Raw genomic sequence first — 16,590 nt, 5'->3', positions numbered from 1 at the left:
AAAGATAAGGAGATTTACATATGTTTAGTTTGAGCCTGGCCATTCCTATGTTATTTACCATGCTTATTCATGCGGCTGACAGCCTGTCCTATGCACTGCGCCTTGGGGGATTACGCACTCGGCGAATAGCGCTGGCCTTGTCCCTGTCCGGAATTTTGTTGCTGGTTTCGCGTACCTCCAATATGGCCCAAGGGCCGATGGTAGGCAATCTGGTGGATACTGCGGCGAGTGGAGGGAACCCACACTTTGCAGCGCAACTGCACTGGCTGATGGGTGCGGCTACGATAGGAACGGCCTTGGCTATTCTAAGTTTTCCAACGATGGTCAAGCTCGCTTCCCGAATGGTCGTTCATTTTGAGGCGGCAGGATCGATTCCTTCCATGGTTCGAGGACTGATGAAACGCAGCAAGCTCAAAAACGCGATGTATTATATTACCCCGCCATCATGGAAAATGGCAAAACTATTGGTACAAAACGGAATGCCCAGACGTCTAATGACGTTGAACATAGCGGTGACAGCAATCTATACGACTGGGGTCCTGTCCAGTCTGTACGCTGCGTATCTTTATCCGGGTCAGGCTGTAGCTGCTTCGCAATCCACCGGACTCATTAATGGAGTAGCGACCATTTTGTTAACCATCCTGATTGATCCTCGTATTTCGTTGCTCAGCGACAAATCTCTGCGTGGTGAAATTCGGCTGGATCGAATGAATCAGATCTATGGCTGTATGCTTGTATCCCGTTTATTTGGTACATTGTTGGCGCAGTTGTTATTGATTCCATTTGCTTACTGGATCGGCTGGATTGTGAGTATGATGTAAGCCAATTTCAATCTATATACAAAAAAAGCAAACTAAAAAGGGGGCTTCCCATATGTCATAAAGATGACGGGAAGCCCCTTTTAGTCTTAATTAATGTCTAACGAACTGAGCACAAGTTAATACTCCAATTCCCTCAAGTCTGTGGTTTAACGAATCGTAGAGGCATTATTTGATCGCTTTACATGTGCTGCCTCAGGCTTTTTCGTAGATTTCAACCGAATAACGTGACTGAAGCTCGTTAAAATTAGTATTGCACGTTAATTGTCATCTTAAGGTGCGTTCGATTCGCTAGCGCTTCATTATTTCCGTACTTCAATGAATCATAACTTAATTAAACAGTACGGCGTATTCGGCATATCCTTCTTTTTCTAGGTCTTCTTTGGGTACAAAACGAAGGGCTGCGGAATTGATGCAATAACGCATTCCACCAGCTTCGGCAGGGCCGTCATTGAACAGGTGACCCAAATGGGAATCCCCTTCACGACTTCTCACTTCGGTACGAATCATGAAATGGCTGAGATCCGTTTTTTCCTTCACATTGTAGTCCCGCAGTGGACGGGTGAAACTTGGCCAGCCGCAGCCGGAATCGTATTTGTCGGTGGAACTGAACAGTGGCTCACCGGATACGATGTCCACGTAAATTCCGTCACCATGGTGGTCCCAGAACTCGTTATGAAATGCTGGTTCGGTTGCGTTGTTCTGGGTAACTTCGAACTGCAGCGGCGTCAGACGCTCTTTCAGGCCGTCTTTATCCACTTTGCCGGACCAGTTGCTTTCGATAAAGTCTTCACGTCCAGAACCTTTACGGTACCGTTTGTAGTGCGCAGGATTTTTGTGATGGTACCCTTGGTGATGCTCCTCTGCTTCATAGAACGTTTTCGCTGGCAAAATCGGTGTGAAAATTGGTTTGTCAAAACGTCCGCTTTGTGCCAAAGCTGCTTTGGAAGCTTCTGCGATCTGGCGTTGTTCTTCACTGTGATAGAAGATGGCCGTCTGGTAAGATGATCCACGGTCATGGAATTGTCCACCCGTATCCGTTGGGTCGATCTGTTGCCAGAACAATTCAACGAGCTTCTCATATGGGAAGATGGCCGGGTCGAATGTAATTTGAACGGCCTCTACGTGACCAGTCGTTTCCGAGCAGACCTCCTCATATGTGGGGTTCTCCGTATGTCCTCCTGTATAACCCGATACAATCTTATGAATGCCGGGTAGTTCCTCGAAGGGGGATACCATACACCAGAAGCACCCGCCTGCAAAAGTTGCTTTTTCACTAGTATGTTGTTCCATGCTATAGTCACTCCATTTCTGATGAAGAATGATATTTTGGCTTACTCTTCTATTATATCCCGAATTGGCAAGCCAACCAAGCAGGATCGTAAAGAGGATGAATCTGAAATGTTTCTGACTGTTCCCACTTAGGCTTTTTTACGAGAGCGTAAGCGAAACAAGAGCAATATTATCGTCATGAACACCAGATAACCGGCAAGGATTAGCAGGCTCACCCAGATTGATGTTTCTGCTTGTGCACCTGCATAGGCAAAAACAAAAATCGCAGGCAGTTTGCCAATTGCCGTCGCAACCATGAAGACCCAGAATGGGGTATAGGTAATGCCCGCGTAGATATTAACCGCCATTTGGGGCACGATGGGCAGCAGTCGCATAGACACGATACCCATGAAGGGATGAGCCTCCATCCATGTTGTAAATCGATTCAAACCCCGAATGCGTTCGAGATAGGATCTGGCCTGATTTCGGAATATCGTCCTCGCTCCGGTGTATACCAGCAGTGCAGCAAATGTGGTCCCAAGCCAGCATATCCAGGCTGCTGTTGCAGTACCGTAACTATAGCCAAAGGCAATAATGACGATCTTGTACGGAATTACGGGTACAAGAGCAAACAATGTCGCCATGGCTAGTAAAAGTGGAATGGACTGATGCAGATCGGTCCAGGCCAGCAGTTCATATCTGTAAATAAACGTGACTCCGGCAAGTAAAACATATAAGAGGAGCCATAACCATTTTCGCAAAATCCCAAACGCTCCTTTCAGACCAGGAAGGTCTTACTGTATCCCAATCCGTATTGCTTTCTCTCTAAAGTTTACCACGTTCAACCAAAGGATGGACAATTCATGGCGGTTCTAGCTGCAATCACTGGCATGTTGCTGCCTGAAGGGTTACACTATAGGACGTAGAAATATAGAACTCATCTGAAGGTGGAATGATCATAATGGAAACAACCAAGCGAACCCGTGCTGCGATCATCGGACTCGGGGACATTGCACGTAAAGTATATTTGCCGCTGTTGACTGCCCACTCGGACGTGGAAATTGCGGGGATTATGAACCGTTCTCCCGAGCCGGTGAAGGAAATACAGCATACCTATAGATTGAACAATGGAACAACGGATATGAAAGAATTGTTGTCCTGGGATCTGGATGCGGTGTTTGTACATACAGCGACAGAAACTCATTTTGACATTGTCATGCAATGTTTGGAGCGGGGGCTGGCAGTATACGTGGACAAACCGCTGTCCTATACGTTACGGGAGTCGGAAGAAATGACCGCATTTGCGGAAGCACAGGGTCTTCTTTTGGCGGTAGGTTTTAACCGGAGATTTGCACCTTTGTATCAAAACGCGAAGGAATGGATGCAGGCTGGACAAGGCTTTGAATCGCTGACAGTTACTAAACATCGTACAGGCATTCAGGATCGTCCCGCTGCGGAAACTATCTATGATGATCTGATTCATATTCTTGACCTGATGTTATGGTATTCAGATCACAATGTGCAGCTGCTCCATCAGTGGATACGTAAAAATGACTTGGACCGCCTGCTGCACGCCGCAGGATCAGCCAAGTTGGGTAGAACGGCATATGGCAGATTCGATATGATACGCCAAGCAGGAGCGGATCTGGAGAAGCTTGAGCTGTATGGCGGGGGAAGATCGGTAGAAGTGCTGAACATGGAAATAGCGAAGTATGAGGAACGCGGTGCACAGGAACGCAAGGAAACCTTTGGCAGGTGGGAAAGTATTTTGACCCGAAGAGGATTTACGGGAGCGATTGATCAATTTTTGGCAAATCTTGAAACCCCGGATGACTGTGCCATCAGTGCAAGTCACGTTATGGACAGTCATGACCTGGCTGAACAGCTTATCCGTGGTTAATCTTGCAGAAGGTCGTGCGGGAGTATAAATGAAGCCTTCCGCACCAATGATTCATTAAACGATAATGGAGGAAGAATAACACCATGGATGAATATGAAAAAGAACGCAACAAACAGATTGAGGAAGCTGTAATTGAGACGTATAAACAGGAAGAGGAAATGATGATTCTGGTATTTGCCCAGTGGTGTGTCAATCAGGGACTGGATCCGGAAGAGATGTACCGGCAAGCCTACCCGGAACAACTGAGCAACGAGCGTTTGCAGCAGGTGCTGAAGCTAGTTGTATCCAAGGAGGAAGCCGGTGACATTCCGGACGACACCGTATTGGGCGTGCTATCCATGTTTGGCAATGAAGATCTGGCTATGGTTGTATCCGAGGCGATTGCCGCGCGCAAATAAGTTTCGGTTACGGATAATACGTATACGTATTAATGAAGCGATTACATCTGTTCCCGGTGAATGACGCGGAATTCTTTGGGCGACATGCCAAACCGGGAGCGGAATACCCGGTGGAAATACGTATAATTGTTAAAGCCGGAAGATTCGGCTACATGTTCGAGTGTCATTGGACTAAAAATGATCCGTTCCCTGGCCATGTTCAGTCGTACATCCAGTGTATATTGCATAATACTTTTACCAAACGCTTCTTTGAAGAGATGAACTCCCCTTGAAACACTGATTCCAATATGGGTAGCTATATCTTCAAGCTTGAATAGAGAAGAAGCGTTCTCCTCGATGTAACTTTTAATCTCATATGCCACATAGTTGGTGTTGGTAATCGTCGGATGCTCCGAGAGCATACGATCCACTTCAAGACAAAGAATTCGCATATAATAACTGGCGATTTCAGGGTACGGATTGGAAATACGGCGCTGCTCCAATACGAGCTGTCGAAACAGGGTAAGCAGGCTTTCGGTCAGCTGCACCTTGATCCGGTTCGGCCGCTTGTGATGTTTCCACCACTCATCCACCCAGTCCCCATTGAAGAAAATATGGTAATCACCACTCTCCACAAGTCGTTCACCCATCGGATTTTGTTCTTTGTCTATTCTCAGTTCATACGGCTCATCTGGACTAAACAGAAGCAGATCACCCGCATCAACAAGCGACATGGTGCCGTCTACACGTGCTCGGCAACGTCCGTCCGTCTGGAGTCTTAACAAGTAATTCTTTACTCCCTCAGGATGCAAGCCTATATAAGGTTTGCGATGAAACGAGAAGCCTGCTGTAAGAACCTGGCAGGAATAATCAGTCGGCATTGGCATACTCCTTGCAATTTGAAAATTATGACCAGATAGTTCATGTTTCGATCATATTATTCATTTTAATTGAAGCCGAAACGGAATACCATAGTATTAAATTCAAGTGCAACACTTAAGCGTAAAACCTTCAATTCCAAATATGCAAATTTACAGGTTCTCACCATTCATAAGGAGATGAACATCACTGTGGAGAAAATGAAAGCGGGTATTATTGGTTGCGGTAACATTAGCGCCATTTATCTTGAAAATTTTAAAGATAATCCTCTCATTGAAGTGGTGGCTGTTGCGGATTTGATCCGTGAACGGGCACAAGAACGAGCTGATGAATTCAATATCGCAAACGTTTACAATGTAGATGAGTTACTGCAAGATAATGAAATTGAGCTTGTACTAAATCTCACGGTTCCTGGCAGTCATGCCATGACTGATCTGGCTGTGCTTGAAGCAGGCAAACATGTGTATGCCGAGAAACCACTGGCAATCTCTCTTGAGGATGGTCGCAAGGTAATCGAACTGGCTGAGGAAAAAGGATTGTATGTTGGTTCAGCACCGGATACGTTCCTTGGCTCAGGTATTCAGACTGCCCGCAAGGCTATTGAAGAAGGACTGATCGGTAAACCGATTGCGGCAACATCATTCTTCATGGGTGGAGGGCCGGAGGCTTGGCATCCGAATCCGGAGTTCTTTTATGTCGCTGGTGGCGGACCGATGTTCGATATGGGGCCTTACTATTTGACCGCACTGATTACTCTCCTTGGACCGATTCGCAGAATCAGTTCATCGGCAGGTGTACAGATCACGGACCGCGTTATTGGTTCCGGTCCGAAGGAAGGTACATCTCTTGAGGTACAGACGCCAACACACTTGGCAGGAACGATTGATTTTGAGGAAGGTGCCATTGCAACAATGATCACCAGCTTCGATATCCGGGGTGCTTCGGATTTGCCACGGATTGAAATCTACGGTACCGAAGGTACGATGAGCATACCGGATCCTAACTTTTTTAACGGGGAAGTGAAGCTCCGCAGATTCGGTCAGGACACATGGGAGACTGTGACGCCTGCTTTTGAGAGCAGACAGAACGAGCGTGGAATCGGCGTTACCGAAATGGTTGAATCCATTCGAGCCGGACGCGAACACAAGGCCAGTGGTAAGCTTGCCTATCATGTTCTTGAAGCTATGCATGCGTTCCAACGCTCCTCGTTTGAGGGCAAACACATCCAGCTGGAGAGCACTTATCAAGCAGGAGCAGAAAACAATACAGATGAAAATCAGTCAGAGGCTGTACAGTCACACTAATTGATCTCGGATGAGGTGAACCGGTAAATGTTGAAGGTTGGATTACAGCTATATACGGTACGGGATGAACTGGAGCAAGATTTCAAAGGTACACTCGACAAGGTTGCAGAGCTTGGATATCAAGGCGTAGAGTTTCACAACTTTTACGGGCATAGCCCGGAAGAAGTAAAGGCCATTTTGGATGAATTCGGTCTGGAGATCGTGGGTACCCATGTTCAGTACAATAGTCTGATTGAGGATCTTGATGGCGTGATCGCTTATCACAAAGCCATCGGAAACAAAAACCTGATTGTCCCTTATCTGTCGGAAGAACAACGGCAATGGGATAACGTATTTGCTTCCCTGAATGAGATTGGTGAGAAATGTGCAGCGCAGGACATGGTGTTAATGTATCACAATCATGATTTTGAATTTACAGAGCAGGTTGAGGGTCAGCCGGCGTTATACGCGATGTATGATACCGTAACCGCTTCCCACCTGCAAGTGGAGCTGGATTCGTGTTGGGCTCACGCCGCAGGATACCCGCCAACGGAAGTCATCGCGAAGTATGCGGGACGTCTGCCACTTGTCCACTGGAAAGACATGCGCCGTTCAGAAGGCCAAGTCCTGACAGTGGAATTCGGCCAAGGTGAGGTAGATCTGGGAGCTGTAGCTACAGCGTCAGATCAGGCGGGAGCCGAGTGGCTTGTTGTGGAACAGGATGTATGTCAGAATCCTCCACTGCAAAGCATCGAGAGCAGTATGAACTGGATTAGAAAATATGCCGCTAATGGAGGACTTGTTCATGTCTAAAGTACTTAATATCGCCATCGTAGGTTGTGGCGGAATCGCCAAAGGTAAACATATGCCCAGCCTGTCCAAACAATCTCAGGGCCGTATGGTCGCTTTCTGTGACATTGTGAAAGAACGTGCGGAGGAGGCAGCAGCCGAATTCGGTGCTGAGGGAGCTAAAGTATATACGGATTATCACGAGATGCTGAAGGATGAGAGTATTGATGTGGTACATGTGTGTACACCAAACGACTCCCACTCCGTTATCACGGTCGCTTCCCTTGAGGCGGGCAAACATGTAATGTGTGAAAAGCCAATGGCGAAAACGTCTGCACAAGCGCAGGCTATGCTGGAAGCCGCACAACGTACAGGCAAAAAGTTGTCCATTGCGTATCAGAACCGATTCCGCAATGACAGCCAATATCTGAAACAAATGTGTGAAGAAGGCGAGCTGGGCGATATTTATTTCGGTAAGGCGATTGCACTTCGCCGCCGTGCTGTACCTACCTGGGGTGTGTTCCTTGATGAGGAAAAGCAGGGTGGAGGACCGCTAATTGATATCGGTACGCATGCATTGGACCTGACTCTTTGGCTGATGGATAATTACAAGCCGAAGAGTGTTATGGGCTCAACTTTCCACAAGCTGGGTCAACGTGAGAATGCGGCCAATGCTTTTGGTCCGTGGGACCCGGAACAATTTAAGGTAGAGGATTCTGCATTCGGCTTTGTGGCGATGGAGAATGGGGCTACAATTATCGTCGAGTCCAGCTGGGCGCTGAACGTAGCTGAGTTCGGCGAAGCGAAATCACTGCTTTGCGGAACAGAAGGTGGCGCGGATATGAAAGATGGTCTGCGTATCAATGGCGAGAAACGCAGCCGTCTGTTTGAAACTAAGGTAGATCTGGATGCAGGCGGGGTTGCTTTTTATTCCGGTAGTGCAGAAAATGAAGCGGATCGTGAAGCTAGAATGTGGCTTGAAGCGATCATAGAAGACAAAGATCCAGTTGTAAAACCTGAACAAGCCATCGTGGTTACTCAGATTCTTGAAGCGATCTACGAGTCTGCTCAGACAGGCAGAGCGGTTTATTTCGACTAAACCGACCGGATGTCATTTCCAATGAAATAACCAGTATTCTTACGTTTATTTTCAGGATAGAAAAGCTCTTGATTTTCCACAATAACGATACAATCATGTGATCTGAACGGTATATTTATGCAGTTCATGGTTCATAAAACCAGCAATTAATATGATATTTAATCTAGGGAGGAATCGCACTTGAAACTCGGCGTATTTTTGGTACTATTCGGAGGACGTAAATTGGAGGATGCACTTGACTATGTTGCATCCAAAGGCTTGAAAGCAGTAGAAATCGGAACTGGTGGACATCCAGGGAATGCTCATTGTAAACCGGATGAGCTTCTGAGCAACCCGACAGCATTGAAAAACTTCAAAAATGCAGTAGAATCTCGCGGTCTGACCATCAGCGCACTGAGCTGTCACGGTAACCCACTTCATCCACAAAAGGATATTGCGAAAGGATTCCACGATGATTTCGTTAAGACGGTAGAACTGGCTGAGAAACTGGAAGTGCCTGTTGTAAACACATTCTCCGGTTGTCCGGGAGACCATGAGGATGCCAAATATCCGAACTGGCCTGTTGCACCATGGCCGAATGACTTCCAGGAAGTTCTTAAATGGCAATGGGACAACAAAGTTATCCCTTACTGGACAGAGTGGGGCAAATTCGCTGCAGATCACAATGTGAAAGTGGGACTGGAACTGCACGGTGGATTCTCTGTGCATACACCAGCTACCTTGCTGAGATTGCGTGAAGCAGCAGGCGAAGTGATTGGCGCTAACTTGGACCCGAGCCACATGTGGTGGCAAGGTATTGATCCGGTGCAAGCGATCCACATTCTGGGACGTGAAGGCGCGATTCATCACTTCCATGCGAAAGATACAACTATTGATCCAATTAACGTGAACAAATATGGTGTAACGGATATGCAGGATTATACAAACATGCTTGATCGTGCTTGGCAATTCCGCTCGGTCGGTTATGGTCACGATAACAAGACTTGGGCTGATATTATTAGTGCTCTGCGTCTGGTTGGATATGATTATGTCGTAAGTATTGAACACGAAGATGGTCTGATGTCGGTAGAAGAAGGATTCTCTAAAGCTGTGCAAAATCTCCAACAAGTATTGATTGAAGAGCCGCTGGGAGATATGTGGTGGGTTTAGAGTTACACTAGGGGGAAATTGAATATGATTAACGTCACCATTTGGAATGAATTTGTCCATGAGAAAATTCATGATGAAGTAAAAGAAGTCTACCCTGACGGTTTGCACATGGCGTTGGCAAACGGGCTGGGAGGCGAAGGCTTTGCCATTCGCACTGCAACACTGGATCAGCCTGAGCATGGATTAAGTGATGAGGTGCTGAATTCGACAGATGTGCTTATATGGTGGGGACATATGGCGCATGAGCGTGTGAGCGACGAGATTACACAGAAGGTTGCACAGCGAGTCCTGGATGGTATGGGGTTGATTGTGCTGCACTCTGGTCACTTCTCCAAGCCATTCAAAGCGCTGATGGGCACAAGTTGTGATCTGAAATGGCGTGAAGCTAATGAGCAGGAGATTATCTGGTGTGTGAATCCGTCCCATCCGATTGCCGAGGGAATCAATAGCAAGATCATTCTGGAAAAAGAAGAAATGTACGGAGAATTCTTCGATATTCCAGTACCGGATGAACTGGTGTTTGTAAGTAATTTCCAAGGCGGAGAGGTATTCCGAAGCGGATGCACGTTCCTCCGCGGTTCAGGAAAAATCTTCTATTTCCGTCCAGGTCATGAAACATACCCGACCTTCTACAATCCGGAAATTTTAAAAGTGATCAGCAATGGAGTGAAGTGGGCATATCCTACGCGCAACGTTAAGCCGGAATTTGGCTTCAGCGAGCCTGTAAGATCACTTGGTAACGTGCTGGTTTAAGCTGCAAATTGGCTGTATGAACGGATAAAATAAACGATATACCAAAGAACCCTTCTCCAAGTCAAGTATGACTGTGGCAGCTGGGTTCTTTTTGGGTAAGATAGCTACATGGGAGTTAGACGATATTTTCCCATGGTTCCGTTGTCCCATGTGATGTATACTGAGTTGTATCATCGAAGTTGAGTTATGCCCCTAAAATTTTAACTTTTTAGCGGCAGACGTTTTCTTTGAGACTTAAATATGTTATTATGAAATATACTAACTAAACGTAAGTTGAGTGATCTCTAAAGAGGTGATTAATGTGGAAGGCCAAGATCTGCGGATGTGTCCGCGCTTTGAGACGGCGTTTTCTTTCTTGGGTAAGCGCTGGAACGGTTTGATTATTCAAACGTTGATGAGTGGTTCGAAGCGGTTCAAGGATATCTCCAACCTGATTCCATCGATGAGTGATAAGATGTTGTCAGAACGGATGAAAGATCTGGAAAGCGAAGGAATTCTGATCCGTCATGTCTATCCGGAGACGCCAGTTCGTATTGAATATGAACTGACAGAGAAAGGCAAGGCGCTACAGCCCGTTATGAATCAAATTCAAGACTGGGCAGAGCAGTGGGTTGAGTAGTAACAGCTTCCCCGGCTCAAACTAAGTGAACTGATGGGATAAAGGCTCTTGATTTCCAGTGGAAATCAGGAGTTTTTGTCTTAAGGGTCCTGCACATGTTGTCGCGAGTTGTAGTATAATTGTAAATAAAATGGCCGCAGGCGGCCGGAGCGAGGAGGCCACTTGTCATGAGAGAAGAAAGCTTATCCCGTGAAGTACGCTACGGCAAGCAAGATATTGCAGAACTTGAGAGCGCATCCATCCAGGTACATTTAATCTACAAAAAAGCTGCGGAGCTATTTAAACGAACCTCATATTCCCCGTCGGTTAAGGATGATGTTGCAGGAGAGAAGACTCATTCCACGAATAGCAATGGTCAGGTAATGGCTCCGGCGGTACTGCAAAAATGGATTCAGACAGCAAGAGGCTGGAAATGTATTGGATGTGAACTGAGACAACCCGATTCCATCGGGGTTCAGGCCGAAGCCAACGTTCATGAAGAACGTGTGTATCTGGATGTGGGCGAAGGGCGTTTTGTTAAAGCGGAGATGCTGATTCAGGCGATTGTATGGTCACAATATGAGAAGATCCGCATGCTTGCGCCTTGGCTGGGTGATGACACCTTCTACACTGTACAAGAGCTGGATGTGATTGCCCGTTATATTGTACCTACCTATTTCTCTGAACGGCCGCTGCACGAGCAAGGCAAGGTATCCAAGGTACACCAATCATCGGGTCAGATTCCGCTCTACCAGGAATATGTGGATGCACCTTCGTTCTGTGTACAGGTGGATGGTGGATTACTTGAAGGGCGTTTGCTGACAGGCGTCTATGTGTCGGAGGAACAGTTCTTTGGGCTCAACCCGTATCTGAAGGATGGAGACGGAGGCCGTACCTACATGCAGGCTTGTGTTCAGTAAACATGCTACTTAATAGACCTTAATAATAATTAGGAGCCAAAGGGCCTGCTTGCAGGCTCTTTGTGTTGTACAAACCAGTTATGGACGCTGCTGGATGAAAAGTAACGGCATTGACACTTTTTTTGCATGAATTTTGTGCCATAATAGAGGTTATGGACAACAGGGTGAATGATTTTACGCAGGGTGGTGTTACCTACATGAAGAAGAGAATCCCCGGTTACATAGGTATATGTCTGCTTATTCTGGTTATATTAGCCGGGTGTAGCGAGACACAGCCTTCCGAACAGCCAATCGTCAAAGAGACCGAATCGCAGAATACTATTACTGTGGCAGTGGATGGCAGTACTTTTTTGCCTGACGCAACGAAGTCCATTAAGAGAGATTTTAGTGAAGGTCTGACGCTCAAGAAAGCACTATTGAACAGTGGACTTGTCGATTTTACAGCAGATGGCAAGCGGATCCAATCCGTGGGGGAAGTTTCTCTGGACTCCTCACTTAGCTGGGCGGTCAAACTGAATGGCAAGGATATTGACCCGGAAAATTGGGACATGGAGCTTCATGTCAAAGATGAAGTGATCATATATGTAAAAGCCGCTGACAGTGGGGGAGACGATGTTGTTTACCAAACAACATTACTCAAGGTGAGCGGTGGAAATATTATGCCAAATCTCAATCGTCAATATGCCGGGGTGTATGTTCAGGAATGTACTGTGCGTGATGTATTGAAGTCCAGTGGGATTGTAAGAATGTCGGAGAACAACAAATTCGTTGTTTCCGTTGAAAATGTAATTCCCCGGATGAACCAACGCTGGATGATCATGGTGAATGATAAGGAACTGATGGAAAACGGTTTGGACATGAAATTGAATCCACGTGATGCAGTAAAGCTCGAGTTGACTACTGTATCTTAAGCATAACAAAAGCCCAATCTTCGTTATAGAAGATGGGCTTTTTTCATTTGCGTATCAAAAGTTTTACAAGATGGGAAAAGCGTCAGATTCGGCAAATCTCGTTAGGACATAATTCACAGTGACAGATGCCCTGGAGCATGTGCAGATCCTTGATGACAATCATGCCGTTATCGTATTCAATGGCGTCTTTTTTACGCAAATCGCTTAACATGCGGTTGACACTTTCACGGGTCGCTCCAATCATATTGGACAGATCCGTGTGTGTTATTTTTTTATGAATCATGACATGCTCTCCATGGGGCTCGCCGTAGGAATTGGACAATCGAATCAGCGTGGAGCAGAGTGCGCCCGGTTTGCCATATAACATCAGATCACGGAATTTGGTTTGGGTTAACCGGTGATGGATACCCATCCATTTCATAAAGTCGATCGCAAAGTCACAGTGTTGGCAGATCAGCATTTCCAGGTCTTTATGCTCCAGTACGCCGATCTCACTATCCTCCAGCACTTCCGCCGAAAAGCTGTGTTTCGATCCGAAGAACGGATCAGCCTGCCCAATCATATCACCGGCTTGATACATGTACATAATCAATTCCTTGCCTTCATCCGTGGATTTGGTGATCTGAGCACGGCCTCGTTTCATATAATAAAGTTTGTCAGAGACATCCCCCTCCCAATACAGATGGGTTCCTTCCGGATAGGTTCTGTCCTTCATCGTTACGAGCAGATGGTTGAAATTCGCTTCCGAGAAACAGTTGGTATTTCCGCGTTTTTCCAGTACACTCAGTTGTTCTCTCATAAGTCTATCTCCCCTTTGTGTCCATCGGACGGCCTTCTGCAGCTTGGACTGGCCCCCGTGGTTCGCCGCAAACCGTTGCCGTCCTGATCAGGGTCATCTCTCGGCCGGGAAGGACGGTACAAATTGCGGTGGTTCAATTTTTAAGTTCAGTATATACCTTATCTTGCCGTTTGAGGGGCGTGGAAAGGGGGCAAAAATGGCGAAATTTCAAACATTGTGATTAAATTCACTTTCGAAAGGAGAGGATGAATCTGACAGCCCTATAGTTTAAATAGGAAGTGTAAATGGCTAAGTGAGAGACACTAAAAAACTTAAATTAAATTTGTTATACTTTGTGAAAAAAATCACATAATTAACTCTTTCCCCATGGTACGATGTGAATGTAAAGAAGAGAGACAAACCAATACGAACCTTTAGGAGGATGAGGGAGATGGCTGTAAAGAACGAAGTCGCCCCAGTAAAAGAACCGACAGCAGGTCAGTATATTCAAACGTTAATTGACAAAGCGAATAAAGCACATGCAGCATTCATGTCCATGGATCAGAAACAGATTGACCGCATCGTGCAAGCGATGGCGCTGGCAGGTCTGGACAAACATATGATGCTCGCCAAAATGGCCGTGGAAGAAACAGGTCGGGGTGTGTATGAGGATAAAATCACCAAAAATATATTTGCAACAGAATATGTGTATCATAGCATAAAATATGACAAAACAGTAGGGGTTATCGAAGATAACGAGTACGAAAGCTTCCAGAAAATTGCGGAGCCTGTCGGCATCATCATGGGGATTACCCCGGTAACGAATCCGACATCCACCACGATGTTCAAAGCACTGATTTCCATCAAAACGCGTAACCCAATCATCTTCGGTTTCCACCCATCTGCACAGAACTGTAGCCGGGAAGCCGCCAAAATCCTGCTTGATGCTGCAGTGAAGCATGGTGCTCCAGCGGATTGTATCCAGTGGATTGATGATCCTTCCATGGATCGCACAAACGCACTGATGAATCATAATGATGTGGCGCTCATTCTGGCAACAGGCGGATCAGGTATGGTACGGGCGGCATACAGCTGTGGTAAACCAGCACTGGGCGTAGGGCCAGGGAACGTACCTTGCTTTATTGAGAAAAGCGCAGATATCAATCAAGCAGTAACGGATCTGATTTTGTCCAAATCGTTCGATAACGGCATGATTTGTGCTTCCGAGCAAGCAGTCATCATCGAAGAACCGATCTTCGATCAGGTGAAAAAGAAAATGATCGCGAACGGCTGTTACTTCGTCAACAAGGATGAGGCAGCGAAACTGACCGCAGGTGCGATTAATGCTGAGAAATGTGCGGTGAACCCGGCGATTGTTGGTCAATCTGCAGTCAGCATTGCGCAAATGTGCGGTATCGAGGTCCCTGCTAACACCAAAATTCTCGTAGCCGAGATTGAAGGGGTAGGTACAAAATTCCCGTTGTCGGCTGAAAAACTAAGCCCGGTACTGGCTTGTTACAAAGTGAAAACGGCAGCTGAAGGGATTGAGCGTGCAGCAGAAGTGGTTGCTTTTGGCGGCATGGGTCACTCCTCTGTTATTCATTCGACGAACGAAGAAGTCATTAGCAAATTCGCAGATCGCCTGCAAACCGGACGGATTATCGTGAATTCGCCATCCACACACGGCGCCATCGGTGACATCTATAACACCAACATGCCGTCACTGACATTGGGCTGCGGATCGTATGGACGTAACTCGACTTCTTCCAACGTAACCGCTGTAAACTTAATCAACGTGAAAAGGGTGGCTCGCCGTACCGTGAATATGCAGTGGTTCAAAGTGCCGAATAAAGTCTACTTCGAAAAAGGTGCAACACAGTATCTTGCCAAAATGCCGGACATCACACGCGTAGCCATTATTACGGATGCCATGATGGTCAAACTCGGTTATGTGGAAAAAGTAGAGCACTATCTGCGTCAGCGTCAAATGCCAGTAGCCATTGAAGTGTTCTCTGATGTCGAACCCGATCCATCCACAACAACGGTAGACCGCGGTACGGAAATGATGCGCCGCTTCCAGCCAGACTGCATTATCGCTCTCGGCGGGGGATCACCGATGGATGCTGCCAAAGCGATGTGGCTGTTCTATGAATATCCTGACACGGATTTCAATGATTTGAAGCAAAAATTCATGGATATCCGCAAACGGATCTACAAATATCCACGTCTTGGCGTGAAAGCGAAATTCGTAGCGATCCCGACAACTTCGGGCACAGGTTCGGAAGTAACATCGTTCGCAGTTATTACAGATAAAAATCAAGGCAATACGAAATATCCACTGGCAGACTACGAGTTAACACCAGACGTAGCCATTGTAGACCCGGAATTCGTATACTCTCTGCCTAAAACCGCTGTTGCGGATACAGGTATGGACGTATTGACTCACGCCATTGAAGCATATGTATCCGTCATGGCGAATGATTACACGGATGGACTCGCGATCAAAGCGATTCAACTGGTATTCCAATACCTCGAGCAATCAGCGCTGCAAGGTGACAAATTGGCTCGTGAGAAAATGCATAACGCTTCAACGATTGCCGGTATGGCTTTTGCCAACGCGTTCCTGGGCATTAACCACAGCTTGGCACACAAATGGGGCGGTCAGTACCACACCGCACATGGACGTACCAATGCGATCCTGATGCCACACGTCATTCGCTACAATGCGAAAAAACCGACGAAGTTTGCATCGTTCCCGAAATATTCGCACTTTGTTGCAGATGAGCGTTATGCGGAAATTGCCCGCATTCTGGGATTGCCTGCACGTACGACAGAAGAAGGGGTTACCAGCCTCATTAATGCCATTCGCAAACTGAACAAAACATTGGGTATTGAAGAGTCGTTCCAGGAAATCGGATTCGATGCCAAAGACTTTGAGGCACATGTCGATTATCTGGCAGACCGCGCATTCGAGGACCAATGTACAACAGCCAATCCAAAACTGCCGCTAGTGACTGAACTGGCAGATGTGTATCGCAACGCATTCTATGGCAAGTTTGAATAA

The 16,590-nt window shown here is 46.7% G+C and carries 16 protein-coding genes; 12 read left to right on the top strand and 4 right to left on the bottom strand.

Translation table 11 applies throughout. The features are described from left to right. Positions 1-20 precede the first annotated feature (20 nt). Positions 21-821 carry a lipid II flippase Amj family protein gene (locus BLS14_RS11175; protein ID WP_063565655.1) on the top strand — a complete coding sequence of 267 codons (801 nt, stop codon included), beginning with the start codon at positions 21-23 and terminating at the stop codon, positions 819-821. A gap of 327 nt (positions 822-1,148) precedes the next feature. Here the strand turns inward: BLS14_RS11175 and msrA are convergent, their stop codons facing one another. Both msrA and BLS14_RS11165 read right to left on the bottom strand, forming a co-directional pair. Beyond that, positions 1,149-2,111: a peptide-methionine (S)-S-oxide reductase MsrA gene (gene msrA / locus BLS14_RS11170; protein ID WP_063565656.1), complete on the bottom strand. Its 963-nt coding sequence runs from the start codon at positions 2,109-2,111 to the stop codon at positions 1,149-1,151. Positions 2,112-2,239: 128 nt separating this feature from the next. Then, on the bottom strand, positions 2,240-2,851 hold the full coding sequence (locus BLS14_RS11165; RefSeq protein WP_063565657.1) for a TVP38/TMEM64 family protein: 612 nt from the start codon (positions 2,849-2,851) through the stop codon (positions 2,240-2,242). A 200-nt stretch (positions 2,852-3,051) separates the two neighbouring features. Between BLS14_RS11165 and BLS14_RS11160 the strand changes: the two genes are divergently transcribed. Together BLS14_RS11160 and BLS14_RS11155 are read left to right on the top strand one after the other, a co-directional pair. Next, positions 3,052-3,990 (top strand): Gfo/Idh/MocA family protein, encoded by a 939-nt coding sequence (locus BLS14_RS11160; protein WP_090951558.1) that lies wholly within the window; start codon positions 3,052-3,054, stop codon positions 3,988-3,990. 83 nt (positions 3,991-4,073) lie between these two features. Next, the gene (locus BLS14_RS11155; RefSeq protein ID WP_024631043.1) at positions 4,074-4,388 is read left to right on the top strand and encodes a hypothetical protein; all 315 of its coding nucleotides are present in this window, start codon (positions 4,074-4,076) and stop codon (positions 4,386-4,388) included. 41 nt (positions 4,389-4,429) lie between these two features. Here BLS14_RS11155 and BLS14_RS11150 read toward each other — a convergent pair whose 3' ends face one another. Beyond that, on the bottom strand, positions 4,430-5,248 hold the full coding sequence (locus BLS14_RS11150; protein WP_063565659.1) for an AraC family transcriptional regulator: 819 nt from the start codon (positions 5,246-5,248) through the stop codon (positions 4,430-4,432). A gap of 189 nt (positions 5,249-5,437) precedes the next feature. On the opposite strand from BLS14_RS11150, the gene BLS14_RS11145 reads away from it, so the two are divergent. The 8 genes from BLS14_RS11145 (at position 5,438) to BLS14_RS11110 (ending at position 12,748) form a co-directional block, all read left to right on the top strand. Then, positions 5,438-6,550, top strand: a complete 1,113-nt coding sequence (locus BLS14_RS11145) for a Gfo/Idh/MocA family protein (RefSeq protein ID WP_063565660.1) — start codon at positions 5,438-5,440, stop codon at positions 6,548-6,550. Between the two features lie 27 nt (positions 6,551-6,577). Further along, positions 6,578-7,342 (top strand): sugar phosphate isomerase/epimerase family protein, encoded by a 765-nt coding sequence (locus BLS14_RS11140; RefSeq protein ID WP_090951555.1) that lies wholly within the window; start codon positions 6,578-6,580, stop codon positions 7,340-7,342. Then, entirely contained in the window at positions 7,335-8,417 is a 1,083-nt protein-coding gene (locus BLS14_RS11135) for a Gfo/Idh/MocA family protein (protein ID WP_090951552.1), read from the top strand. The genes BLS14_RS11140 and BLS14_RS11135 overlap by 8 nt, the downstream gene beginning before the upstream one ends. 180 nt (positions 8,418-8,597) lie before the next feature. After that, positions 8,598-9,566, top strand: coding sequence for a sugar phosphate isomerase/epimerase family protein (locus BLS14_RS11130; protein ID WP_024631039.1), 969 nt, complete (start codon positions 8,598-8,600; stop codon positions 9,564-9,566). A gap of 24 nt (positions 9,567-9,590) precedes the next feature. Then, on the top strand, positions 9,591-10,319 hold the full coding sequence (locus BLS14_RS11125) for a ThuA domain-containing protein (protein WP_063565663.1): 729 nt from the start codon (positions 9,591-9,593) through the stop codon (positions 10,317-10,319). 322 nt (positions 10,320-10,641) lie between these two features. Then, complete coding sequence (locus BLS14_RS11120; protein WP_148661829.1) at positions 10,642-10,938, top strand: winged helix-turn-helix transcriptional regulator; 297 nt, start codon at positions 10,642-10,644, stop codon at positions 10,936-10,938. 167 nt (positions 10,939-11,105) lie between these two features. After that, complete coding sequence (locus BLS14_RS11115) at positions 11,106-11,837, top strand: hypothetical protein (RefSeq protein ID WP_063565664.1); 732 nt, start codon at positions 11,106-11,108, stop codon at positions 11,835-11,837. Between the two features lie 197 nt (positions 11,838-12,034). Then, positions 12,035-12,748: a hypothetical protein gene (locus BLS14_RS11110; RefSeq protein WP_063565665.1), complete on the top strand. Its 714-nt coding sequence runs from the start codon at positions 12,035-12,037 to the stop codon at positions 12,746-12,748. Positions 12,749-12,830: 82 nt separating this feature from the next. On the opposite strand, the gene BLS14_RS11105 is transcribed toward BLS14_RS11110, so the two are convergent. After that, positions 12,831-13,547 carry a Crp/Fnr family transcriptional regulator gene (locus BLS14_RS11105; RefSeq protein ID WP_063565666.1) on the bottom strand — a complete coding sequence of 239 codons (717 nt, stop codon included), beginning with the start codon at positions 13,545-13,547 and terminating at the stop codon, positions 12,831-12,833. 430 nt (positions 13,548-13,977) lie between these two features. Here BLS14_RS11105 and adhE point away from each other — a divergent pair, with 430 nt between their 5' ends. Continuing rightward, on the top strand, positions 13,978-16,590 hold the full coding sequence (gene adhE, locus BLS14_RS11100; protein WP_063565667.1) for a bifunctional acetaldehyde-CoA/alcohol dehydrogenase: 2,613 nt from the start codon (positions 13,978-13,980) through the stop codon (positions 16,588-16,590).

Source organism: Paenibacillus sp. OK060, assembly GCF_900101205.1.
In the GTDB taxonomy this organism is placed as follows: Bacteria; Bacillota; Bacilli; order Paenibacillales; family Paenibacillaceae; genus Paenibacillus; species Paenibacillus marchantiae.
Note: the sequence above shows the minus strand (reverse complement) of the source record. Positions and strands in the feature narration are given on the sequence as shown.

Excerpts from the sequence above, each read along its gene's own strand:
- BLS14_RS11175 (WP_063565655.1), top strand. The coding sequence starts at position 21 with ATGTTTAGTTTGAGCCTGGCCATTCCTATGTTATTTACCATGCTTATT.
- msrA (WP_063565656.1), bottom strand. The coding sequence starts at position 2,111 with ATGGAACAACATACTAGTGAAAAAGCAACTTTTGCAGGCGGGTGCTTC.
- BLS14_RS11160 (WP_090951558.1), top strand. The coding sequence starts at position 3,052 with ATGGAAACAACCAAGCGAACCCGTGCTGCGATCATCGGACTCGGGGAC.
- BLS14_RS11155 (WP_024631043.1), top strand. The coding sequence starts at position 4,074 with ATGGATGAATATGAAAAAGAACGCAACAAACAGATTGAGGAAGCTGTA.
- BLS14_RS11150 (WP_063565659.1), bottom strand. The coding sequence starts at position 5,248 with ATGCCGACTGATTATTCCTGCCAGGTTCTTACAGCAGGCTTCTCGTTT.
- BLS14_RS11140 (WP_090951555.1), top strand. The coding sequence starts at position 6,578 with ATGTTGAAGGTTGGATTACAGCTATATACGGTACGGGATGAACTGGAG.
- BLS14_RS11135 (WP_090951552.1), top strand. The coding sequence starts at position 7,335 with ATGTCTAAAGTACTTAATATCGCCATCGTAGGTTGTGGCGGAATCGCC.
- BLS14_RS11125 (WP_063565663.1), top strand. The coding sequence starts at position 9,591 with ATGATTAACGTCACCATTTGGAATGAATTTGTCCATGAGAAAATTCAT.
- BLS14_RS11120 (WP_148661829.1), top strand. The coding sequence starts at position 10,642 with ATGTGTCCGCGCTTTGAGACGGCGTTTTCTTTCTTGGGTAAGCGCTGG.
- BLS14_RS11115 (WP_063565664.1), top strand. The coding sequence starts at position 11,106 with ATGAGAGAAGAAAGCTTATCCCGTGAAGTACGCTACGGCAAGCAAGAT.
- BLS14_RS11110 (WP_063565665.1), top strand. The coding sequence starts at position 12,035 with ATGAAGAAGAGAATCCCCGGTTACATAGGTATATGTCTGCTTATTCTG.
- BLS14_RS11105 (WP_063565666.1), bottom strand. The coding sequence starts at position 13,547 with ATGAGAGAACAACTGAGTGTACTGGAAAAACGCGGAAATACCAACTGT.
- adhE (WP_063565667.1), top strand. The coding sequence starts at position 13,978 with ATGGCTGTAAAGAACGAAGTCGCCCCAGTAAAAGAACCGACAGCAGGT.